Annotated in this window: 1 pseudogene; it reads right to left on the bottom strand. The window is 67.7% G+C overall.

Annotated features, from left to right (window positions below):
* Positions 1–199 (bottom strand): annotated as a pseudogene (locus tag QQJ96_RS18090) (DUF3761 domain-containing protein); the annotation flags it as partial.
* Between the last annotated feature and the right edge of the window lie 33 nt (positions 200–232).

Raw genomic sequence — 232 nt, 5'->3', positions numbered from 1 at the left:
CCGGCTTGGCAGCGGCTGCAGGAGCGGCGGCAGCCGGCGCGCTCGAAGCGGCCGAGCTGCTGGCCGACTTGTTGATGCCCTTATGGCCGTGGCAAGCGCCCTTGGTGGTGCTTACCGTCTGCGACGTGCCGTCATTGCATTGCACGGTCATGCTGCCCGCGGCAGCGGGAGCCTGCTGTGCAAAAACCGGGGCTGCCATCAGCGCCGCTGCTAGTACCGCGATCAGTCCGAA

It is taken from the genome of Dyella flagellata, from assembly GCF_030160275.1.
Classification (GTDB): Bacteria; Pseudomonadota; Gammaproteobacteria; order Xanthomonadales; family Rhodanobacteraceae; genus Dyella_B; species Dyella_B flagellata.
The sequence above is the reverse complement of the archived record's forward strand: the minus strand, read 5'-3'. Positions and strand labels throughout refer to the sequence as shown.